This window comes from Pseudomonas sp. CCI1.1 (assembly GCF_034348165.1).
GTDB lineage: Bacteria > Pseudomonadota > Gammaproteobacteria > Pseudomonadales > Pseudomonadaceae > Aquipseudomonas > Aquipseudomonas paracarnis.
This window is the reverse complement of the sequence record NZ_CP133780.1, coordinates 897,282-915,166: the sequence shown is the minus strand read 5'-3', so window position 1 is coordinate 915,166 and position 17,885 is coordinate 897,282. Positions and strand designations below refer to the sequence as shown.

General features: G+C 60.8%; 13 protein-coding genes and 5 pseudogenes. 8 read left to right on the top strand and 10 right to left on the bottom strand.

From position 1 onward, the window contains the following. Window positions 1-3 precede the first annotated feature (3 nt). Both treS and RHM69_RS03985 read right to left on the bottom strand, forming a co-directional pair. The gene (gene treS / locus RHM69_RS03990) at window positions 4-2,067 is read right to left on the bottom strand and encodes a maltose alpha-D-glucosyltransferase (protein WP_014718575.1); all 2,064 of its coding nucleotides are present in this window, start codon (window positions 2,065-2,067) and stop codon (window positions 4-6) included. 153 nt (window positions 2,068-2,220) lie between these two features. Beyond that, complete coding sequence (locus RHM69_RS03985) at window positions 2,221-3,030, bottom strand: AraC family transcriptional regulator (RefSeq protein ID WP_200599618.1); 810 nt, start codon at window positions 3,028-3,030, stop codon at window positions 2,221-2,223. Between the two features lie 187 nt (window positions 3,031-3,217). Between RHM69_RS03985 and RHM69_RS03980 the strand changes: the two genes are divergently transcribed. The 5 genes from RHM69_RS03980 (at window position 3,218) to RHM69_RS03960 (ending at window position 9,749) form a co-directional block, all read left to right on the top strand. Then, window positions 3,218-4,843 (top strand): APC family permease, encoded by a 1,626-nt coding sequence (locus RHM69_RS03980; protein WP_200599620.1) that lies wholly within the window; start codon window positions 3,218-3,220, stop codon window positions 4,841-4,843. 11 nt (window positions 4,844-4,854) lie between these two features. Beyond that, entirely contained in the window at window positions 4,855-5,781 is a 927-nt protein-coding gene (locus tag RHM69_RS03975) for a 4-hydroxyproline epimerase (protein ID WP_168223859.1), read from the top strand. Between the two features lie 36 nt (window positions 5,782-5,817). Beyond that, window positions 5,818-6,765, top strand: coding sequence for a dihydrodipicolinate synthase family protein (locus RHM69_RS03970; protein ID WP_014718579.1), 948 nt, complete (start codon window positions 5,818-5,820; stop codon window positions 6,763-6,765). 162 nt (window positions 6,766-6,927) lie between these two features. Next, window positions 6,928-8,499 (top strand): aldehyde dehydrogenase (NADP(+)), encoded by a 1,572-nt coding sequence (locus RHM69_RS03965; protein ID WP_200599622.1) that lies wholly within the window; start codon window positions 6,928-6,930, stop codon window positions 8,497-8,499. 2 nt (window positions 8,500-8,501) lie between these two features. After that, window positions 8,502-9,749, top strand: coding sequence for an NAD(P)/FAD-dependent oxidoreductase (locus RHM69_RS03960; protein ID WP_200599624.1), 1,248 nt, complete (start codon window positions 8,502-8,504; stop codon window positions 9,747-9,749). Window positions 9,750-9,752: 3 nt separating this feature from the next. On the opposite strand, the gene RHM69_RS03955 is transcribed toward RHM69_RS03960, so the two are convergent. The 3 genes and pseudogenes from RHM69_RS03955 to RHM69_RS03945 all read right to left on the bottom strand — a co-directional run bounded on the left by RHM69_RS03955 (window position 9,753) and on the right by RHM69_RS03945 (window position 12,666). Beyond that, a complete protein-coding gene (locus tag RHM69_RS03955; protein WP_020302720.1) occupies window positions 9,753-10,667 on the bottom strand; it encodes an ADP-ribosylglycohydrolase family protein in 915 nt (304 codons plus the stop codon). A 37-nt stretch (window positions 10,668-10,704) separates the two neighbouring features. Further along, window positions 10,705-11,508: pseudogene (locus RHM69_RS03950) on the bottom strand (GlxA family transcriptional regulator); the annotation flags it as partial. A 147-nt stretch (window positions 11,509-11,655) separates the two neighbouring features. After that, a complete protein-coding gene (locus tag RHM69_RS03945) occupies window positions 11,656-12,666 on the bottom strand; it encodes a tyrosine-type recombinase/integrase (RefSeq protein ID WP_077747747.1) in 1,011 nt (336 codons plus the stop codon). Window positions 12,667-12,852: 186 nt separating this feature from the next. On the opposite strand from RHM69_RS03945, the gene RHM69_RS03940 reads away from it, so the two are divergent. After that, a complete protein-coding gene (locus RHM69_RS03940; protein WP_011154388.1) occupies window positions 12,853-13,902 on the top strand; it encodes a DNA-binding protein in 1,050 nt (349 codons plus the stop codon). Between the two features lie 135 nt (window positions 13,903-14,037). Further along, window positions 14,038-14,307: a hypothetical protein gene (locus RHM69_RS03935; RefSeq protein WP_033979952.1), complete on the top strand. Its 270-nt coding sequence runs from the start codon at window positions 14,038-14,040 to the stop codon at window positions 14,305-14,307. A gap of 36 nt (window positions 14,308-14,343) precedes the next feature. On the opposite strand, the pseudogene RHM69_RS03930 reads toward RHM69_RS03935, so the two are convergent. The 5 genes and pseudogenes from RHM69_RS03930 to RHM69_RS03910 form a co-directional block, all read right to left on the bottom strand. Further along, a pseudogene (locus RHM69_RS03930) lies at window positions 14,344-15,104 on the bottom strand (OprD family outer membrane porin); the annotation flags it as partial. Between the two features lie 159 nt (window positions 15,105-15,263). Continuing rightward, window positions 15,264-15,596 carry a DUF2790 domain-containing protein gene (locus RHM69_RS03925; protein ID WP_033979951.1) on the bottom strand — a complete coding sequence of 111 codons (333 nt, stop codon included), beginning with the start codon at window positions 15,594-15,596 and terminating at the stop codon, window positions 15,264-15,266. Between the two features lie 314 nt (window positions 15,597-15,910). Further along, a pseudogene (locus RHM69_RS03920) lies at window positions 15,911-16,365 on the bottom strand (DDE-type integrase/transposase/recombinase); the annotation flags it as partial. 13 nt (window positions 16,366-16,378) lie between these two features. Beyond that, window positions 16,379-16,624: pseudogene (locus tag RHM69_RS03915) on the bottom strand (IS66 family transposase); the annotation flags it as partial. Between the two features lie 43 nt (window positions 16,625-16,667). After that, a pseudogene (locus RHM69_RS03910) lies at window positions 16,668-16,925 on the bottom strand (MerR family DNA-binding protein); the annotation flags it as partial. Window positions 16,926-17,018: 93 nt separating this feature from the next. On the opposite strand from RHM69_RS03910, the gene RHM69_RS03905 reads away from it, so the two are divergent. After that, window positions 17,019-17,831 (top strand): transposase, encoded by an 813-nt coding sequence (locus tag RHM69_RS03905; protein ID WP_322255478.1) that lies wholly within the window; start codon window positions 17,019-17,021, stop codon window positions 17,829-17,831. Window positions 17,832-17,885: the final 54 nt, after the last annotated feature.

Here is a 17,885-nt window from a genome sequence, read left to right as displayed (position 1 = left end):
CCTTTACATCGGCGTGCTGCTCACCACCCGCAACGCCAACCCTTCATACGCGTCCAGCGTGATCGTGAACGCACCCTCCTCTGTCAAATCGCCTTCCACCCGCTCATTGATGATATCCACCACCGGCCCCGGTGCGATGTTGGGCAGGTGCAGGGTTTCGGTGATCGGCGTGGCGCCAAAGTTCAGCGCAGTGATTTGAGTGCCCTTACCCGCCGGCAGTTCGTGGACCATGATCAGCAAGCCGGGATGCTCGACGTCCGGCACCAGGATCTGGCGGCTGGCGGCGATGTCGTAGGCGCGGCGTACGGCGAGGATTTTTTGCAGTTGGGAGGCAAAGGAGTCCGGGTCCTGCAGCTGGCTGTTCAGACTGCCATACAGGCTTTTTGAGCGCGGCATTTGCCCCGCCGACAGTTCGGCGTCGGGGTTCAGGTCTACCAGATCATAAGCGCCACGATGGATCCAGCGGGTGTCGCCATCGGCCATCAAATGCGCCACCTCTTCGGCCGCCAACGGCAGCGCGCCCACCAGGTCCCAGCCGGACAAGGCAAACACCCCAGGTTGCATGGCGTTGTACATCACCAGTAGCAAGTGGATCTGGCGAACCTGCTGTATATCCGCCGAAGTGATCGCCTCCAGGTCACGGATACCCAGGGCTGCGGTGATGATGCTGGCGGTGGTGCAGGACACGCCGTTGGTGACGAATTTGAGGTTATACGGCGCATGTTCGCCGGTGAGGCGTTCATACATCTGCTCGCGGATATGCTCGCGCAGGATGTTGCCGGGGAAGGTCTGGCCCTGGAACAGGAAGCTGTCATGGGCGTGCAGCGTCCAGAAATGCACCAGCTCCAGGGTCAGTTCATCATGGTTCTGCAGCGCGTGAATCAGCGAGCCGGGGTCGATGCCGAGGCTGTGCATCTGGCGCAGCATCAGGCGCAGGAATTCGGTATCGCCCATCAGCAATGCATGCTGGTAGGCCGGCCGGGTGATGAAGTCATAAGACAGGTCAGCGCCGCCGTGGGACATCGACGCGATGTCGTCCACGGTGAGGTTGAGTTCCTGAAAACTGAACCCGCCCGCCTTGCGAATGGCGCCGCCGAGTAACTGATTGCCGGTGATCGACAGCGGATGGCTTTCGGACCAGGCCGTGCCATCGAGCTTGCGCTCCACGCCGAGAAAGCCGTTGGCATCCAGGCGCAGGATTTTCGCGCCCATCACATCAATGGCGTGCAGCGCATCACCGATGATCATCTGCTGCGCAGCAAACGAAGGGTCGAGCCAGTTGAGCGACGGCTGGCCTTCCTTGAAGTAATGCAGGTACACCCAGCGCCGCGGCTTGCCATCCACGCCGAGCACCACCGGGGTGGCGCTCCAGTCGGTTTCTTTGACGCCGGGCTCGAAGAAAATCACCCGCTGCAATTGGCCGACGATGTAGTGCTTGTCACGCAGTGCGTCTACCTGGGAGGGGCTGAGGTTGTGTGCATCGCGCCCGGCGGCCACGTCGGGCAGCAACGGCCAGTCTTCCTCGCGGATTTCGACCATATGGTACAGGCCGGGATAGTCCTCATAGGCCATTTCTGCCAGACGAAAGTCCGCGCCCTTGCCGGTGTGCGACGGGATCACATCGTCGATGATCACCGCATTGTGCGCGGCAGCCATGCGCGTCAAAGCCTGCAGTTGTGCCTCGGTGCCCAGTTGCGGATCGATGTCGAAACTGATGCGGTCGAAATTGCCGTCGATGGTCGGGGTGTGCTCGGTGCCAGACAAGCCACCGGACTTCTTCAACGGGCCGTTGTGAATGCCCTGGATGCCGATCTTGGACAGGGTATGCCACAAGGTTTCGTCCCCCAGCGCCTCAAGCACGGTGCCGCCTTCGCGGGTGACAATCGAGGCGGGGTAGGCCGTGAACCACACCGACGACAAGGCCGAAGCGTCACGCGGCCGGGTCTGTGCATAGGGCTGCTGCCACAGGCGGCCTTGCCCCGAATACAGCTTGGCCCGCTGCCGCGCTGCGTGGAGCATGGAATGTTGCACCAGCCAGTTCACATGGTCGTTGTTCGCCGCGGTCATAAGCTCGGTACCTGTCGTGGTGAAAAGGGTCGGTGTAAGCATATGAGGGGCGTGCGCGGCATTCGTTGCATCGACTTGGCTTCATCCAAATGTGGGAGGGGGCTTGCCCCCGATGGCGGTGGATCAGATAAAAATAGCCTGACTGACACACTGCTATCGGGGGCAAGCCCCCTCCCACATTAGATTTTCATCTGGCCTGCCGCCTTGCGTCGCTTGCCGGTACTGCCTCGGGGTGAACCCGGTTGAAGATTTGAACTGCCGGGTAAACGCGCTGTGATCGGTGTAGCCGCATTGCAGCGCCACCTCGGTAATTGGCAGCTCGGTATGCAACAACCGCCGGGCATGTTCCAGCCGGACTTTCTGGATCATTTGCCGAGGCGTGAGGTGAAACACGCGCTTGCAGTAGCGCTCCAGTTGCGCCACGGAAATCCCGGCGATGCGGGTCAATTCCCCCAGGGTGACGCGGCGGTTGAAGTGGCTGCGGATGTGTTCGTCCACCGCCGCCAGACGCTGATAGGCCGGGTGGGTTTCACTGGCTGATTGCAGGTCTACCGAGATCCCGGCCAGGCCGATGATCGCACCGAGCTGGTTGTACAGCGGCCACTTGTGGGTCAGGCACCAGCCGGGTTCGCGGGTGCCGTAGAGGTGCAATTCGAGTTGATCTTCCAACACCAGGCCCTGCCTCAGCACACGAAGGTCCTGTTCGGTATAGCCGGGGCCCAATTGTGCGGGAAACACTTCGGCGCTGGTCTTGCCCAGCAGCGGTTGCAGGTGCTTGAGGCCGCAGCGTTGCACCAGGGTGCGGTTGGCGAGCACGTAGCGGGCGTCGATGTCCTTGATGAAAATCGCGGCGTTGGGCAGTACATCGAGCATCGGCAGCAACTGCTCTACCCCGCTCAATAGCTGCTCGATGTTGTGGGGTCGGCTGCCCTGGAAAAGGCTCGCGAACGCGCTCTGCAACATGACTTTATCTGCCCTTTTTTTCGTCGACAGCCAGCAGATTGCGCCATGGAACGAGCGCTGTCGAGCGCGGCAAATTGTGCTGAATTCGTCATCCATCGCCGCATAAAACATCAATCGTCAGCCGGGCATGTGGGTTCAGGATAGCGCCACTGCATGCCTATCCAATAACTCACAAGAAGGCGCCGCTATGTCAGGCCAAGGCAAGTTCAAGAAACAGCTGTCACTGATGGACCTCACCTTTATCGGGTTGGGGGCCATCTTCGGTTCGGGTTGGTTGTTCGCCGCCAGCCACGTGTCTGCCATCGCAGGCCCGGCGGGAATTTTTTCCTGGTTGCTCGGTGGTTTCGCCGTGCTGCTGCTGGGCATTGTCTACTGCGAACTCGGTGCCGCCCTGCCCCGCGCCGGTGGCGTGGTGCGCTACCCGGTGTATTCCCACGGTCCGCTGCTCGGGTACCTGATGGGTTTTATCACGCTGATCGCGTTTTCCAGCCTGGTAGCAATTGAAGTGGTCGCCTCGCGCCAATACGCCGCAGCCTGGTTTCCGCAGCTGACCAAGGCAGGTTCCAGCGACCCCACCACCCTGGGCTGGCTGGTGCAATTTGCCCTGCTGTGCCTGTTCTTTGTGCTCAACTACCGCAGCGTGAAGACCTTTGCGATCGCCAATAACCTGGTGAGCGTGTTCAAGTTCATCGTGCCGTTACTGGTGATCGGCGTGCTGTTCACCTTCTTCAAGCCGGCGAATTTCCAGGTGCATGGCTTCGCGCCGTTCGGCTTATCAGGTATCGAGATGGCCGTGTCGGCAGGCGGGGTGATCTTTGCCTACCTGGGCCTGACGCCGATCATTTCGGTGGCCAGCGAAGTGAAAAACCCACAGCGCACCATCCCCATCGCCCTGATCCTCTCGGTACTGTTGTCTACGGCCATCTATGTGCTGCTGCAAACCGCGTTCCTCGGCGGCGTGCCTACCGACATGCTCGCCAATGGCTGGGCCGGCATCAGCAAGGAACTGGCCCTGCCCTATCGCGATATCGCCCTGGCGCTGGGCGTGGGCTGGCTGGCCTACCTGGTGGTGGCCGATGCGGTGATCTCTCCCAGCGGCTGCGGCAATATCTACATGAACGCCACCCCGCGCGTGGTGTATGGCTGGGCGCAGACTGGCACCTTCTTCAAGATATTCACGCGCATCGATGAAAAGTCCGGCATCCCGCGCCCGGCGCTGTGGCTGACCTTTGGCCTGTCGGTGTTCTGGACCTTGCCGTTCCCGTCCTGGGAAGCGCTGATTAACGTGGTGTCTGCCGCCCTGATCCTCAGTTATGCCGTGGCCCCGGTGACGGTCGCCGCCCTGCGCCGCAATGCACCCGACATGGCGCGCCCGTTTCGGGTCAAGGGCATGGCGGTGCTGGGCCCGCTGTCATTTATCATCGCGGCGTTGATCGTCTACTGGTCGGGCTGGAGCACGGTGTCGTGGCTGTTGGGCCTGCAAATCCTGATGTTTGTGGTGTACCTGCTGTGCGCGCGCTGGGTGCCGACCGTGCACCTGAACCTCAAGCAACAAGTACGCTCCTCGGCCTGGCTGATCGGCTTCTACGCCGTGACCATCCTGCTCTCCAAGCTCGGCAGTTTTGGCGGTATTGGTGTGATCAGCCACCCGTTTGACACCCTGGTGGTGGCGGCCTGCGCCCTGGGCATTTACTACTGGGGCGCCGCCACCGGCGTACCCGCCCACTTGGTACGCCTGGAGCAGGAAGAGGACGAAAGCGAAGCCGTCATCGACGCGCACTACAGCGCCCCACTGTCCCCGACTACCCACTGATGGAGCGCCTTATGAAACGACTGCACGTGATTGACTCACACACCGGCGGTGAACCTACACGCCTGGTCATGAACGGCTTTCCCGAACTGGCGGGTGCCTCGATCGCCGATCAACTGGACCACCTGCGCACCCACCACGATCAATGGCGCCGCGCCTGCCTGCTGGAGCCCCGGGGCAACGATGTGCTGGTGGGCGCGCTGTACTGTGCGCCAGTCACGCCGGGGGCGACCTGCGGGGTGATCTTCTTCAACAACGCCGGCTACCTCGGCATGTGCGGCCACGGCACCATTGGCCTGATTGCCTCGCTGCACCACCTGGGGCTGATCCAACCGGGCGTGCACAGCCTCGACACGCCGGTCGGCCCGGTCGCGGCCACCTTGCACGAAGACGGCAGCGTGACCCTGCGCAATGTGCCCGCTTACCGCTACCGCAAGCAGGTGCCGGTTGAGGTGCCTGGGCATGGCGTGGTGCTGGGCGACATCGCCTGGGGCGGCAACTGGTTCTTCCTGGTGTCGGACCACGGCCATGAGTTGCAGATGGATAACGTGGAGGCCCTGACCGACTACACGTGGGCCATGCTCAAGGCCCTCGAAGCCCAAGGCATCCGTGGCGCAGACGGTGCGCTGATCGACCATATCGAATTGTTCGCCGACGACGCCCACGCCGACAGCCGCAACTTCGTAATGTGCCCCGGCAAAGCCTATGACCGCTCCCCCTGCGGCACCGGCACCAGCGCCAAGCTCGCCTGCCTGGCCGCCGACGCAAAACTGGCCGCAGGAGAACTTTGGGTACAAGCCAGCATCACCGGCAGCCAATTCCTCGGCCGCTATGAGTGGGACGGCGAACACGTACGCCCATTCATCACCGGCCGCGCCTACATGACCGCCGACAGCACCTTGCTGATCGACGAACAAGACCCGTTTGCCTGGGGCATCTGAGCCCTTGATCAATTCAACTGAAATGGAGTTAGCACCATGAGCGACAACATCTTCACCGGCTGCATGCCCGCCCTGATGACCCCTTGCACCGCCGAGCGCCAACCGGACTTCGATGCCCTGGTGGCCAAGGGTCGCGAGCTGATCGACATCGGCATGAGTGCCGTGGTGTATTGCGGCTCCATGGGCGACTGGCCGCTGCTCACCGAGGCCCAGCGCCAGGAAGGCGTGGCGCGCCTGGTGGCTGCGGGTGTGCCGACCATCGTCGGCACCGGTGCGGTGAACAGCCGTGAAGCCGTATCTCACGCAGCCCATGCCGCCAAAGTCGGCGCCGATGGTTTGATGGTGATTCCCCGCGTGCTGTCCCGAGGGGCTTCGGCCACTGCGCAAAAGGCCCACTTTGCAGCGATCCTCAACGCCGCCCCCAACCTGCCGGCGGTGATCTACAACAGCCCCTACTACGGTTTCGCCACCCGCGCTGATTTGTTCTTCGAACTGCGCCGCGAGCACCCTAACCTGATCGGCTTCAAGGAGTTCGGCGGCGCCGCCGACCTGCGCTACGCCGCCGAAAACATCACCTCCCAGGATGACGATGTGACCCTGATGGTCGGCGTCGATACCCAAGTGGTGCACGGCTTCGTCAACTGCAACGCCACCGGCGCCATTACCGGCATCGGCAACGCACTGCCCCGCGAAGTGCTGCAACTGGTGGCGCTGAGCAAAAAAGCCGCCAAGGGCGATGCCAAGGCGCGTCGCCAGGCCCGCGAGCTGGAAGCTGCACTGGCGGTGTTGTCGTCGTTCGACGAGGGCTGCGACCTGGTGCTGTATTACAAGCATCTGATGGTGCTCAACGGCGACCACGGCTACGCCCTGCACTTCAACGAAACCGACGGCCTCAGCGCTGCCCAGCGCCGGTATGCCGAGCAGCAGTACGCGCTGTTCCGCCAGTGGTATGCCAACTGGTCGGCCGAACAGAACGTCGCTTGATTTTCTGTAGGCGCGAGCTTGCTGTGGCGAGGGAGCTTGCTCCCGCTGACTGCGCAGCAGTCTCCGGCTTTTATTGGGGGCGCTTCGCACCCCAGCGCAAGCATGCTTGCTCGTCACATAAGCTCGCGCCTACAACACCTCTTTTTGTTCCAGGATGTCCCCATGACTCTGACAGGCAAGATGCTGATCGGTCAGCAATCCGTTTGCGGCCATCGCGATGCGATCCGGGCCATCAACCCCGCCACCAACACCCCACTGGAACCCGCCTATGCCGGCGGGGATGAGCAACACGTCGAACAGGCCTGCGCACTGGCTTGGCTCGCGTTCGACGCTTACCGCGAAACCACCTTGGCAGATCGCGCCACGTTGCTTGAAACCATCGCCACCCACATCGAAGCCCTGGGCGATGAGTTGATCGAACGCGCCTGCGCCGAAACCGGCTTGCCGCGCGCACGCATTGAAGGTGAACGCGGCCGTACCTGCGGGCAACTGCGCGCTTTTGCCCGCACCGTGCGCCTGGGCGAATGGCTCGACGTGCGCGTCGATACCGCACAGCCCCAGCGCCAGCCCCTGCCCCGCGCCGACCTGCGCCAGCGCCATATCGCCCTGGGCCCGGTAGCCGTGTTCGGAGCCAGCAACTTCCCTCTGGCCTTCTCAGTGGCGGGCGGCGATACCGCATCGGCCCTTGCCGCCGGTTGCCCGGTGATCGTCAAGGCGCATAACGCGCACCCCGGCACTAGCGAACTGGTGGGCCGCGCCATCGCCCAGGCGGTTAAAGAGTGTGGCTTGCCGGAAGGTGTGTTTTCACTGCTCTACGGCGCGGGTAACGAGGTGGGTATCGCATTGGTGCGCGACCCGCGCATCAAGGCCGTAGGCTTCACGGGGTCGCGCAGTGGCGGTATCGCCCTGTACCAAGCGGCGCAGGCACGCCCGGAGCCGATCCCGGTGTACGCGGAAATGAGCTCGATCAACCCGGTGTACCTGTTTCCTGCTGCGCTTGAAGCTCGGAGCGAAGCCTTGGCCGATGGGTTCGTCGCGTCGCTGACCCAAGGCGCCGGCCAGTTCTGTACCAACCCTGGCCTGGTGATCGCCCTGCAAGGCGCCGCTCTGGACCGTTTTGTCCAATCCGCCAGTGAGCGTCTCTCGCGTTGCCCGTCCCAGACCATGCTCACACCGGGTATTTTCAGCGCCTGCGAAACCGGCCTGAAGACCCTGGCCCAGCACGCCACCATAGCCGCCAAAGGCTTGCCAGCGACCGGGCCAAACCAGGGCCAGCCCCATCTGTTCGTGACCCAGGCCGAGGCGTTCCTGAACAATGAACACCTGCAAGCCGAAGTATTCGGCGCCGCCTCGCTGGTGGTGCAGTGCCGCGATGTCGAGCACATGCGCCAGGTGTCCGAGCACCTGGAAGGTCAACTCACCGCCACCCTGCACATGGATGACCACGACCTGCCAAAGGCGCGGGCATTGCTGCCGGTGCTGGAGCGCAAGGCTGGGCGCCTGCTGGTGAACGGCTGGCCGACCGGCGTAGAAGTGTGCGACGCCATGGTGCATGGCGGGCCCTTTCCGGCGACTTCGGATGCGCGCAGTACCTCGGTGGGCACGGCGGCGATCCTGCGATTCCTGCGCCCGGTGTGTTACCAGGACGTCCCGGACGCCTTGCTGCCCACCGCGCTGCAGCACGACAACCCGCTGCGGTTGCGGCGCCTGCTCGACGGCCAGCGAGAAGCATGATCATGGCCGATCCCAAGCAAGCAGACATCGTAGTAGTCGGCGCCGGCATTATCGGCGTCGCCTGCGCCTTGCAACTGGCACGCCAAGGCCGCCGAGTCGTCGTGCTCGACCCGCAGGCACCCGGCATGGGTGCCTCCTACGGCAACGCCGGCCACCTGGCGACGGAACAGGTGTTTCCCATCGCCGACCTGTCGATCCTCAAGCGCTTGCCCGCCATGCTCCTGGACCCCATGGGCCCGCTGCGCCTGGACTGGACCTATCTGCCCCGCGCCCTGCCCTGGTTTATCCGCCTGTTGCTCAACCTGCGGCCAGCGCGTTACCAGCGCACCGTGGCCGGCCTTCGCGCGCTGAACGAAGGTAGCCTGGGCGCGTGGCAACGCTTGCTGCAATCGATGGGTCAAACGCAATTGCTGCGTGAAGACGGTTCGCTATTGGTGTATGAGCGCGCCGAATCCCGCGCTGCACTGGATGCAGTGCAGCAACGCATGCGGCAGCAAGGCGTCGCCGTGGACTTCTGGAGCGGCGATGCGGTGCGCAAGGCTGCGCCGCAACTGAGCGACGCCATACAAGGCGGGTTGTTCTTCCCCGCTACCGGACACTTTCTGGACCCGTACACGGTGGTTGGCGAACTGGTGAACGCGGCCAAGGCTGAGGGGGTGCAATTTCTTCAGCAGCGCGTTCTGGACGGACGCCTGGAGAGTAACGGCGTTTCCCTGATGACCGACCAAGGCGTACTGACAGCGCAGCAAGTGCTGATCGCCTGCGGCGCCCACTCGGCCAAACTCACCGCAGCTCTCACCGGCAAACAAGTGCCGCTGGACACCGAACGCGGTTACCACCTGATGCTGCCCCACGAACAACAGCGCCTGCCCTTCGCGGTCACTTCGCTGGAGCGCAAATTCATCATGACGCCCATGACCGGTGGCCTGCGCCTGGCCGGCACGGTCGAATTCGCCGGCCTCGACCGCCCGGCCAATATGCAACGGGCCTGGCAGTTACACCGGTTGAGCAAAGGGTTGTTCCGACACGACTTGAGCGACAGCGAAGCCACGCCCTGGATGGGGTTTCGCCCTTCCCTGCCCGACTCGCTGCCGATCATTGACCGGGTGTGCGAAGGCAAAGTGCTGCTTGCATTTGGTCACCAGCATTTGGGACTGACACAAGCGGCGGTGACGGCCGAGCGGGTTGGGCAGCTTGCTGCGAGTGAGCAGGTGCCAGAACTGCAGCCTTATCGGCTGGATCGTTTCTGAACCTTACTGTGGTAAGCGCGAAGTGCTGAATAACGCATCAGCCGTTTCTTGGATTTCATCGCGCATCCATAGCTTGTTCAACCAACCGACAGGGATAGCCTGGACGCCGTAATACGCCCCCGCCAGTTGCCCAACGATTGCGGCAGTAGTGTCTGCGTCATCCCCAAGGTTGGCGGCGGCCAGTATCGCTTCAGCAAAGTTGGAGGTCTGATCGAAACACCAGAATGCAGCCTCCAGCGAAGCCACCGCATAACCTGAGCCAACGATTTGAGCAGAGGTCTTATCGCGATAGTCGCCAGAGGCGATAGCCTTGACCTTAGGAGCCGACAGCGCGGTGTGGGAAAAACTCAGCACCTGTTTCTTTGGCACGCCGCTCAGGGCATTGCTGATAGCCTCGGCCAGCAGCAGGCAGCACTCGATAGCCTCCTGCGCGGCATGCGTAGTTCGCGAGCTTTGCTCGGCAAACAGGTGGATGTCCGCCCTATCTGGAAAGTAAAACAACACGACAGGTGCGAGACGCATCATTGAACCATTGCCGGCCGAATACGGATGTGTTGAGCCCGCAAAAGCGTTGCCACTTTGCTGAAATTGCTCCAGCGCTTCGCGAACCGTCATGCCGATATCAAAGCACTCTCCGGTAGAACTCAAGTAACCCCACTTCCACCAATTCAGATAACGTCCCATCTGGTCCATCGCGTCAAAACCGCCTTTGCGCAACAGGCTTTCGGCCAGACACAGTGCCATGGACGTATCGTCAGTCCATTGGCCAGGCTTGAGACTAAACGGTCCGCCGCCTAGCATATCCGTCACGGGAGAAAAGCTGCCGCGGGGCATGAATTCAACCGTCGTCCCTACAGCATCGCCACACGCCAGCCCAAGTAGGCTGCCGCGATAACGATCCAAAAGCGTGATATCCATTGCCACTCCTCGTGAAAATCTTGCTACACCCGCCAGGCTACTTGACCAACCGCTTCTCCTTGGAGGGGCGATAGCCGAAATACGCGCTGTAGCATTTGCTGAAATGGCTCGGCGAGACAAACCCGCACGCCACCAGCACATCCACCTGTGACAACTCGGTGTGCTGCAACAGGCGTCGCGCTTCAGTGACGCGCAATTCCATGTAGTAGCGTTGCGGCGTGGTACCCAGTTGTTCCTTGAACAGGCGCTCCAGCTGGCGGCGGGAACGGCCGGCGTAGACGGCGAGCTGATCGAGTTCCAGGGGCTCTTCGAGGTTGGCGTCCATCAGCTTCACCACCTCGCGCAGCGGCGCGCTGACACAGATGTTTTCGGTGGGTTTGATGCGGCGGTAGCGCGATTCTTCGAACGCCAGAATATCTTCGATGCCTTCGACCAAGGCTTTGCCATGCAGGCTCTTGATCCAGTCCAGGGCCATATGGAAAGCCCCCGAGGGGCTGGACGCGGTGAGGCGGTCGCGGTCGATGACGTAGGGTTCGCTGGTGACCTGCGCCGCCTTGGACACTTCGGCCAGTGCCGGCCGATGCTCGGGATGGATGGCACAGCGATAACCCTGCAGCAGCCCCGCACGCCCGAGGAACCACGAGCCGTTCCACAAACCGGCGAGGCGCACGCCCGCTTCACCCGCACTGCGCAGCCATTGGATAAATGGCTCGCTGGCCTTGAGTTCGGTACGAAAACCACCGCAGATCACCAATAGGTCCAAGTCCTGCAAGGTCGTCAGCATCAGGTTCGCATCCGGGCGAATGACCAGGCCCAGGTCGCTGATGACTTCGCCCTCACCCGGGGGCGTGCCGAGATAAGCCAAAAATTAGGACATTCGTTCTGTAAGTAACTGTTTTTAAGGGAACTGCTCATGTGCTGCGGAAGGACGGTCGAGAATAGAGGGTGGCCACTTGGGATTCTAACCAGCCCTGCTTACAAACCTTGGCTACGGTTTGCGTCGTAATAACGAGCCAGCCGCATTCTCCTCGAAAGCTCCAGCTTCCTCGATATAGCCGTGTACGGTGCCATCGTGCCGCCAGCCACCCTGTCGTTTGATCTCAAGGAAATCCGCCCCAGCCCGATGCGCACTGGTAGCCAGTCCCCGACGCAGACTGTGGCTGCTCAGTTCGGGCACATACAACAGCCCTGCGGCTTCGGCACGTGCCGTCAGGATGGTATTCACGCTGCCCTCGTGCAGTGCCACCTCGCCGAGTACGCCCCAGCGGCTGATGCGCCGGAACAGTGGCCCCTGAACGATCTGAGCCGCGTCCAACCACCGGCGTAGCGCTGTCGCGGGGCAGCAGATGCTGTCGCCGTATGGGATCGCCTTGTCGAGTCCCTCGCCCTCCTGATCGGTCTTGGAACGGGGCAGCGTGATCCGTAGACCTTCCTGCTCCCACTCGAGGTATTGCATCTCCAGCGTGACCAATTCGCTGCGCCGGAACGCACCAAAATACCCGACCTGGAGCAGTGCACTGTCCCGCAGTGTCGCCAGTCCGTCGAGCGTGTTCAGGTGCACCACGATGCGTTCGAGATCCTCTAGGACCAGGGCCTTGGCTTTTTGTCGAGGCCGCCCGTTCACCCGCTCAATACCGCGCAAGGTTTTGCCCACGGTGGCGCTGGCGGTAGGGTCAGGAAAACCCTGATAACGGTGCCATTGCGACAGCGCCGTGAGGCGCAGGGCCAGGGTGCGCGGGTTCAATACTTCCGCAAAAGACAATAGATAACGAATCAGCGCGGCTTCATCGCACGGCAGCACGCCGCCCCAGGCGAGAAAGTGGCGAATGGCCGAGCGGTAGGTGCGCCGGGTGTTGTCGGTTGTCGCGGCGGCGAGAAAACGCTGATGTTGCTCAGCCAATTGTTCGGGGGTGGTGAGCGTACCGGGGGTACGCGCAAGTACTGTCGGCTCTTCGTGCCGCCTGGTGGGGAGGTTTTCGTCATTATTGCCGGCTGTCATCACGAAGCGCCTGTTTAGGCCATGTGTACCGCAGATTATAGACACAACCCTCGATCGCGATGACTTAACTCACGATAACCGCGCTTATCGTGGGTCAACTGACGGTCTCAGTCGGCTGAACTATTCTGTACTTAAATCGAGGTATTACGTTTTCCATAATACGGTACGAAAAAATCCGAGGTGTTCATGGCCCGTTCCGGCGTCCTCTACCTGCATGTTGCCCAGGCGGCCACCCAACTGGTGGCTGCGGGCCACAACCCCACCATTGACAGCATCCGCGTCGCCCTGGGTGGGACGGGCAGCAAAAGCACGATTGCTCCGTTGTTAAAGCGTTGGAAAGCCGCGCATCCCGGCACGCTGGCCCAGGCCGAACTGGGATTGCCCGCGGAGCTGGTCCTGGCGCTGAAAGGACTGTACGAAAAAGTTCAGGCGGAGGCGGCCGTCCAACTCCAGCAGGCCGTAGCGGCTCACCAGGCAGAGGCCGACGCGTTGCAGGAACAGTTGCAGCAGGCATTCGTCGAGCGCGACGCGCAACTCAGCGTTCAGGAGCAGCAGGCCCAGGCACTTGCCGTAGCCACTACGCGCAGCCAGGGGCTGGCTGACACCCTGCAGCGTCAGGAGATCGCCCTGGCCAGCCTGGGCAGTGAAAAGACCGGGCTCGAACAACGTCTGGCTGACCGCGCCGCCGAGGCGGCCGCACTGACCCGGCAACTGCAACAAGCGCGGGAGCAGTTTGAGCACTACCAGGCATCGGTCGCGCAACAACGCAGCGACGAGCGCCAGGCCACTGAGCAACGCCAGCAGCGCCTGGAACACGAATTGGCAGCGCTCCGGCAGCGTCTGCTCGCGCAGCAAACCCGCCTGGGCGAACTGCAGGCGCAGGAACAACGCCTGGTGCAGGACCATGATCGTCTAGAGAGCACCCTGCTCACGACGCAAGCGACGCTCGCGCAGAGTCAGATTGCGCATGAACACGTCTTACTTCAATTCACCGACTTGCAACAGTCGCATCAGGCACTGGAGCAGCGCCATGGCCAAGGTGAGCAGCGTTTGGCTGAGACGCGGACTTACCTGGCCGTCAATGAACGGGAGCGAAGCCTGCTGGCGGAACGCTTAAGCCAAACTGAAAGCCAATTGAGCCAGTTGGCCACAGAAAAGCAGCTTCTCGTGCAAGACAACGCGGTGCTGTCAAGCCAGCTCGCAGAGTCCAGAGCGATGAAGCCGAAGACTTGTTGACCGAAAAAGGCGCCTACCTCAGGCGCCTGAAACCATCCTCCAAACCAAAGGAGCCAAACAGGAGGACAGTGGAGCAATCAACTCTTCAATACACAGCCTGGCTGGAAACCAAGGTCGTAGATGAGGAGAGTCGCCATGCGTAACGCCATTACCTACACCGTCCTTGCTACCTTCATAGCCCTTGGAACTGTTGCCACGGGATTTGCCGAACAGGCCAAAGCCCCCGCCCAAAGCAGTGCCGAGACAAATAAGGGTGAGGACATGCACATGATGGACGGCAACCATATGCCGATGATGGACATGCAGGAAATGTCCAAGATGATGAAAAACTGCAATACAATGATGGAGAACATGAACCAACACATTGGAATGGAGTCCCCGAAGGGCGATAGCAAGGCACAATAGCGATCTGGTTCACGTCGGCCGTCTCCGTCCCTCGCCGGTGTGCGCCCCGACACGGAGGCCGACCTTGCCGCTCCAGATATCGTTCTCAAAACTGCCGAGGAGCTGCTTCCCCTCATCGACGGCCTTGTAGTAATTCAAACCACCGACCAAGGCGACATCATCTGCAAGCGGGTAGCTCCAGGTAGTGCCGGTATAGTATTGGTTTCAGGCATCCTTGAGACAACTGGTGTAAAGGCTGAAGCCAAGGTTGTCGTTGGGTGTGTAATCACCGCCGACTATCCACGGAGAGCCGACTTCGCCTGCGTAGAAGGTTGCAAAATCATCCCGCATGCTGCTGGAGCTGGGTTGGCTCATCGCGTGCAGGCGTCCGCCCTGTAGCACCAAGCCCTCGACACTGGTGTTGTATGCGGTGACGCCGCGGAAGCTTTCCGGAAGCAGTCGCGAATCGCCGTACTGCACGACAGGCGTGACAGGGAAGACATCGCCTACTTTGATTTCAGTGTCCAGGAAACGGGTCTTTACGGCGCCGCCGAGCTTGGAGTAATTGTCCTCGGCCTGGCCGAGCCCGACTCGAATCGGCCTATGACTCCGTGGGCCCATTCTTCCGAGTAGCCATTTCCTGTACTGCTGGACTGGCCTTTGCGAAAATCACGGTTGAAGTAGAAATTTCGATTGAGGATGCTCAGGCTGCTGCCTTCGATGAATCCCTCGCCTTTTTCCTCGGCGGCCATTGCAGCCTGCGCAGCGCTGATGCTCAAGACGATCTGAGAAAGTCCCAACAGGGCCTTGTTGTTCATAAACGCTCTTGATGTTTTGGCAGATTTTTCATTGTGCGGTTGTGTATATGCCGAAGCGCGCCGGGCATAGCCGGGTGCGCTTCTTACATACTTCCACATGCAAAATAACGTCAGGGTGACGTGAAAATTACTTTTCCGTCAGCAACACGTCAACAATGCTCAGTGCTGGCTCCTGCAGTCCGTTCCTGATACGCGGTACTCCAGAATATGCAGGTTTCCGCTCGAATCCTCGTAGGTCATTTGCGCAGGCATCACATCGCAGTTGCCATTGGTCGACGTGACGTGAATGACCTTGGCGATGTCGAGCTTCATGCCATAGCGGTAGTGAGTGACTTCTGGCGGGTTCTTGCCTTGGGCGCTAGCGTATTCGCGCATGGATTGCTCGTTGGCCTGGATCATCTTACCGTACAGGCGATCGGAACTGCCATCGGCCCATACGGTGGATGACAGCAGAGTCGCACTCACTATCAGCAGCAGTCTTAGGTGTTTCATAACGGCGATCTCCTCTCGGGTTTTCGATCCACGATTCAACTCTACCTCCGTAGTTAAGTACGGAATCAAGGAGGGAGGAGATGAAGGTCCTGGTTTATGGCGCCGAGATAAGATGGTAGGGCTTAAGTACACTTTCGTCGGGTAACAGCAGCGCATTACTGCGCCACCGCCCCCAAAGAACCGGGCATGAGAGTCGCGCCTCATCCGGCTCAAGTCTTTCGTCAGCACCATGGTCTAGTACCGGGCAATCAATCCACGTCTATCGCAGCTCGACGTTGGGCAAAGTAAGACGACCACGCAGGATCACAGGGATTGGCCAAGTTACGTAGTGCCGTTTCTCGATCCGGCTTAGGTATGTGCGCCACGTAATCACGCTTGATCGTCTTCACGAAGCTCTCGGCCATGCCGTTGCTCTGCGGGCTGCGAACTGGGGGGTCACCGGCTGCAAGCCGATCTGTCGAGCAAACAGGCACGTCTGGTCGGCGGTGTACGCCGAGCCGTTATCGCTTAGCCATTGCACCGGCGTGGCGGGCAGTTGATCACCGAAGCGCCTCTCCACGCTTTCCAGCATCAAGTCGCGGATATCATCGCCGCTGTACCCGGTCGGGCTCGCGACCTAGCCGATGGCCTCGCGATCACAGCAGTCCAGGGCGAAGGTTACGCTCAATTTGGCTCCGTCCTCGCAGCGGAACTCAAAGCCGTCCGAGCACCAACGCGTATCGCTGGTTTGCACCGCAATACGGCCTTCGTGCCGACGCGGCACGCCGGGCTGTTTTCGTAGACAGATTCAGCAGCGGTTGCAGGTGCTCGCCGCACTGGATCACCCAGCGCGCCAGGGTTTGGCGGGGGATATCGACGCCGTGACGACCGAGGATTTTTTTGAAGCGGTGCAGCGGCAGACCATCGACGTATTTGGTGATCAACAGCATCGCCAGGACGCTAGGACTGGCCATGCTCTTTTCGATCAGTTGAGCCGGTTTGTCGGCGGTGACCGGTGCGGCTTCACAGCCGCGGCAGCCGTAGACCTTGTCCGCTGGTTCCCTTCACAACCACTGGCCAACGCAGAGCGTTTTATCCATGCAGCGAAACGATTAGCGGACAGGAAACGGTCCCGTGGCTCGCACAACAGTCGTGAACCAGTTGCACCAAAACAGACTCGATCCGTCGCAGATCCGCGAGCTTGCCACGCACATCCCCAAGCTTCTGCTCGGCGAGCACGCGCGCTTCATCACAGTGAGCGCCGTCATCGAGCCTCAACAGCCCGGCCACTTCTTCGAGGCTAAAGCCCAGCCGTTGCGCGGACTTTACGAATTTCACCCGGGCGACATCGGGGGTTGGGGAGCAATGGAACTGAAAACCAACGTAAGCCGAATTAGAGTTCGTTTTACTCGTCAGCGACTGCGAATTAACGAACTTTGATTCGTGAGAAAGGTTTATTGCACTGATTTTCGGGTGTTGGTGACCTTTCCTCGCGATAGCGGAAACGGTTTCATAAAACGGTCGTTTTTCGAAACTATCCAGACGTTGCAAGGGTTTGCGGGGCAGCGACTGAGCTTAAGTGCACTTTCTGTTCCGTTGCTCCCCCAACCCCACCATCTGGATGCACGCATGCTGGCCCACATGGCCAGCGTGATCGAGCTTCACCGTTATCAACCGCGTACCGATCAGGCTCAGGAGCTGCACGCCTATCACCAGCGGCGTCAGCAACTGGTTCAGATGATCAGCGCCGAGAAGCAGCGGCGTCGCCTGACAAGAAATGCTGTGCTGCTTGAGGGGCTTGAGCGGCATATTACGCAGATGGAATCTGACCGAGCCGAACTGGACAAGATCATCGCCGGACTGCTCCAAGGAACTATGCAGGCTCAGGTAGCCAGTACGATCAAGGGAATGGGCCCCGTGGCGGTATCGACGCTCGTCTGCGAGATGGGAGAGCTTGGCTATCTGAACCGTAAAGCCATCGCCAGGCTTTATGGTATGGCGCCCCTGTCCAAAGACAGTGGCCAATTCAGTGGCAAGAGAACAACCTGGGCCGGACGTCGGGCACCCAGAAGCGCCATGTACATGGCGTGTTTGAGCGCTGTGCGCTACGACCCGGTGCTAAAACCGTTTTATCAACGCCTGGTCGCCAACGGCAAACCCAAGAAAGTAGCCCTCGTAGCCGCTGCTCGCAAGCTGGTCACCATGCTTAACGCAAGAATGCGCGAAGCCTTGAAGGCTGCCGCGCATTTGGCTTGAGAACACAGTTGCTACGTAATGTGTGTCGTACTCAGTATCAAGGCCAGAATGCGC